At 70.5% G+C, this 4,497-nt stretch carries 4 protein-coding genes; 3 read left to right on the forward strand and 1 reads right to left on the reverse strand.

The genetic code is table 11. The annotated features are described in order from the left end of the window. Positions 1–266 precede the first annotated feature (266 nt). Positions 267–722, reverse strand: a complete 456-nt coding sequence (locus tag ACIBTS_RS49150) for a VOC family protein (protein ID WP_399328487.1) — start codon at positions 720–722, stop codon at positions 267–269. Between the two features lie 155 nt (positions 723–877). Between ACIBTS_RS49150 and ACIBTS_RS49155 the strand changes: the two genes are divergently transcribed. From ACIBTS_RS49155 to ACIBTS_RS49165, 3 genes are all read left to right on the forward strand, one after another. Next, positions 878–2,176 carry an aromatic ring-hydroxylating dioxygenase subunit alpha gene (locus ACIBTS_RS49155; protein WP_399328489.1) on the forward strand — a complete coding sequence of 433 codons (1,299 nt, stop codon included), beginning with the start codon at positions 878–880 and terminating at the stop codon, positions 2,174–2,176. After that, positions 2,173–2,997 (forward strand): SDR family NAD(P)-dependent oxidoreductase, encoded by an 825-nt coding sequence (locus ACIBTS_RS49160; RefSeq protein ID WP_399328491.1) that lies wholly within the window; start codon positions 2,173–2,175, stop codon positions 2,995–2,997. Before ACIBTS_RS49155 ends, ACIBTS_RS49160 begins: the two co-directional genes overlap by 4 nt. 46 nt (positions 2,998–3,043) lie before the next feature. After that, the coding region (locus tag ACIBTS_RS49165) for a hypothetical protein (RefSeq protein WP_399328493.1) at positions 3,044–4,497 on the forward strand (1,454 nt) is incomplete at its 3' end.

The following is a 4,497-nucleotide window of genomic DNA, read 5'->3' on the forward strand; positions in this document are numbered from 1 at the left end:
TCCTGGCCGACATACAGATGCAGGAAGCCGGGCAGCTTGCCGGCCTCCATGAGTTTGCCCGCCTCGGTCTCGAACAGCCGGATGCGCACCATGCGTTCGTGCAGGTCCTTGATGACCTGCGCGCTGACCTGCGTGGATTTCTTCGACGCCGTTGACGCTCGTTGAGCCATCGTCCGCCCCTTCGCCCGAGGGAGGTTGCCAAGCAATCGGACTTACTTGTGTCGGCCTACAGTAACCAGCCGCGGGCATCTTACTGAACAGCGTCTCTAATTACTATGCCCCCGGCCCGGGTCGTGACCCCGCGCGTCCACCAACTCGACGGCATTGCCCTCCGGATCCGCCCAGAAGCTGATCCGCCGTCCGCGCGTCCGGACGACGACCGGGTCCGACAGCGGCCGGGCGCCCGCGGCCGGCAGCGCCGCCACCACCGGGCCCATGTCGTCAAGGTGGAAGGTGAGATACGACAGCCCCGGACGCCCGGCCGGCAGGGGCGCCGCAGGCGCCGACACCGGGGCCGACCGGGGAAGGATCAACTTGACGCACCCCCCGGAGGGCACCCGCAGCCAGACGACCACCAGCTCGCCGCCGAGCCCCGCCGGGCCGCCGATGGACTCCGGCACGCGTGAGCGGTGCTCGGGGCGGCACCCGATGACGTCGCGGTAGAAGCGCTCCATCAGCTCCAGGTCCCGCACCACCACACCCACCTCGAACGGCCGCGTCATGACCATCACACCCACCCCCACGGGACACCGAGCGGCGACTTCGACACTTTCTATTGACAGACCACACTAAGTCCTGTTGTCGTTTCGGACACAACCCAGCCGTCGCATTCCGAAGCCGGTCACCGGCTCGCGGCTGAGAGGATTGTGAGGACATCGTGGTCCAGACCAGTTCGCCGGAGATTCGGGAAGCAAGCGCCGAGGGCAGGTCACCGGCCTCAGTCCCCTCAACCCCCGAATACTCGTCGTGGATCAGCCGGGACCGGTCCACCGACGCTGCGTCGGAGACGATGCGGCGGGAGGCGGCCGAACTCGTCGAGCGGGTGATGGCGCACTACCGCGACAACACCACGCACGAGGCGGCCGGCCAGTGGACGGAACCCGTGGCCAACTACCTCGACGCCGACCGCTGGCGGCGCGAGACGGACGCCGTCCACCGGAGCGTCCCGCTGCCGCTCGCCATGTCCTGCGAGCTGCCCGGTCCGAACACCTACAAGGCGATCGACGTGCTCGGCATCCCCGTGCTGATCACCCGCGACCGGCAGGGCGCCGTGCACGCGATGATCAACGCCTGCCGGCACCGGGGGGCCAAGCTCCTCGAACCCGGCTGCGGGGTGTCGAAGCGGCTCACCTGCCCGTACCACTCCTGGTCCTACGACCTGGCCGGGGAGCTGCGGGGCGTGTACGCCGAGAAGACCTTCGGCGAAGTTCCACGCGAGGGCCGCGGCCTCGTCCGACTCCCGGCCGGGGAGCGCGCGGGGATCGTGTTCGTCTCGCTGGACCCGGCGGCCGAGCCCGACCTGGACAGCTGGCTGGGCGATCTGCAGCCCCTGCTGGAGGGCATGCGGCTGGCCGAGTGCCACCACTACTCCACCAGCGAGCTGACCAGTCCCAACTGGAAGGTCACCCTCGACGGATATCTGGAGACGTACCACTTCGCCTCGCTGCACCCGAAGACGGTGTTCGAGACGAACCTCTCCAACATGATGGCCCACGACACCTGGGGCCCCCACCAGCGCATCGCACCGGCCCTGCGCCCCATCGCGCAGGCGGTCGAACTGCCGCCGGACCAGCGCGACCCCGGGGACTGCGTCGGGCCCATCTACTGGCTCTTCCCGGGCCTCGCGATCGCCGGCGGCTGGCGCCAGAAGATCGCCGTCTCCCTGGTGCTGCCGCGGACGGCCACCGAGTCGGTGACCCAGCAGATCATCCTGCTGCGGGAGCCGGCGGTCACCGAGGAGGAGCGCCGCGCCGCCGACCGGTTCGGCGAGTGGTTCCACGAGGTGGTCCGCGACGAGGACTACGCGACCACCTACGGAGTCCAGCAGGGCCTGAAGGCCCTCGAAGGGACCGACTTCGTCTTCGGACGCAACGAGCCCGGGCTCCAGCACTTCCACCGCACCATTCACCAGCACCTGGACAGAGGCGCCACAGCAGCCGCCAGAGCCGCCAGGTGAGCAACCAACAACACTCGCGGGAGAACACCATGGTGGCTACGGGCAGCCTCGACGGACGTGTCGCGGTGATCACGGGCAGCACGCGCAGTATCGGCCGCGCCATCGCCGAGGCCTTCCTGGCCGACGGCGCCACGGTCGTCGTCAGCGGCCGTTCCGAGATCAAGGGCAAGCAGGCCCTGGAGGAGATGGGCGCCGGGGACCGGGCCGTCTTCCACCCCTGCGACGCCAACAGCCAGGAGGACATCGAGGGCCTCGCCGACTTCGCCGCCGAACGCTTCGGCAGGCTCGACATCTGGGTCAACAACGTCGGAGGCAGCTCCGGCTTCGCCCCCATCCACCAGCTCAGCGACGAGGCGTGGCACGACGCCCTCAACCTGAACGTCAACGGCTACTTCTACGGCACCCGCCGGGCGCTGCCGAAGATGCTGGAAGGCGGCTGGGGCCGCATCATCAACATCTCGTCGGTGGAGGGCAAGCAGGCCAACAAGCCCGCGATCAGCCACTACATCACCAACAAGCACGCCATCCACGGCCTGACCAAGGCGACCGCCTTCGAGTACGGCACCCAGGGCATCACCTGCAACGCCATCTGCCCCGGCGCCGTCGACACCGACCTCATGCGGGCCGCGGGTCCCGCCGCGGCGGAGGCCGAGGGCATCTCGTACGAGGAGTGGCTGGGCCGGTTCGCCGAGCATGCCGCCACGAAGAAGATCACCACGGTGGAGCAGGTCGCGGCCGTCGCCTCGCTGCTGGCGAGCGAGGCCGGTGCGGGTATCACCGGCGCGTTGATCAGCGTGGACGGCGGAACAGCGCAGTGGTAGGCGCGGGGCGGGCAGGGGCAGGCACGGACAGCGGGAGGTCTCGGTCATGAAGAGCTGGATCACGGACTGGCAGCGCAGTGAGCGGCTGCCGCACTACACCCGCGCCAACGCGGGCGAGACCCTGCCGGAACCCGCCAGCCCGCTGGGCTGGACCCTGGTCTGGGGGCGGGGCCTCCAGGGCTGGCGGCGCGGCTTCGTCGGCTTCGGCATCTACCGCGAGGAGGAGGTGGCCGGCCCCCGACCGCCGTTCGTCGGCATGTTCGGCGGCCACTTCTACCTCAACCTGTCCCACATGCGGCTGTTCGGCATCCGTATGGGCCAGACGGCGGACCAGATCGACGCGGCCTTCGTCGGTCAGCGCTCCGACACCCCGGTGTATGTGGCGCACCCGGACGACCAGGACGAGGAGCTGACCGCAAAGGCGGGCGCGACGCTTCAGCGGATGCTCGGCCAGGCCGGCTTCCCGGAGGCGGACGCCGACCGGGAACGGCTGCGCGCCCTGCGCCGCTCGCGCCCGGACCTGGCTCAGCTGCCCGACGCCGAACTGGTGGCGCACGCACGGTCGTTGCTGGACGAGGTGGAGACGACGTTCCAGCGGCACGTCGAGTCGTCGCTGCCCGCGTCCGTGGGACCGGCGATCCTCGGCCCGCTGTGCACGAGCGTGGACCGCCCCGGCGCGATGCTCGACCTGATCGGCGGTCTCGGCGCCGTCGACTCGGCCTCCCCCTCGACCGGGCTGTGGACGCTGTCACGGCAGGTGGCGGCCTCGGCCGAGCTGAGCGCGCTGTTCGACCGGGGTCCGGCCGCCGTGGAGCAGGCCCTCGACGGGGCGAGCGGCGACGTGAAGACGTTCCGCGACGCCTTCGAGGAGTTCCTGGCCGAGTCCGGCGACCGCGGCCCCAACGAGTGGGACATCCACGCGTTGTCCTGGGAGGCGGCACCGGTCCAGGCGCTGGCCCTGGTCGACCGGATCCGGCACAGTCCCGACGACGACTCCCCGGCCGCCCGTGGGAAGCGGCTGGCCGAGGGGCGTGAGCGGACGGCGCGGGAGATCCGGGCCGCGCTGCCCGAGGAGACGCAGGCCATGTTCGACGCCGGCATGCACGCCTCCCAGGTGTGGATCCCGGCCCGCGAGCGCACCAAGGCGAACTGCGTCACCGTCGTCAACGAGATCCGTATGGCCGTACGGGAGCTCGGCCGCCGGGGTGTCGAGGCGGGGCTCTTCGCCCGGCCCGAGGACGTGATGATGCTGCTGGACACCGAACTCGACGAGTATGTCGCCGCCCCGGAGTCCTTCGGCCCCGTCATCGCGCGGCGACTCGAGGAGTACGCGGGCCTGCACGACCTGGAGCCGCCGTTCTTCGTCGCCGACGACACGCAGACCGAGATCGACACGTGGGCGCGACGCGCCGAGGAGCGGACCCTGGCGGCCGTCGAGGGTGATGTCCTCGGTGGTGTGGGCGGCAGCCACGGCACGTACACCGGCAGGGTGCGGGTGGT

Source organism: Streptomyces sp. NPDC050121, from assembly GCF_044460385.1.
GTDB lineage: Bacteria > Actinomycetota > Actinomycetes > Streptomycetales > Streptomycetaceae > Streptomyces > Streptomyces soliscabiei.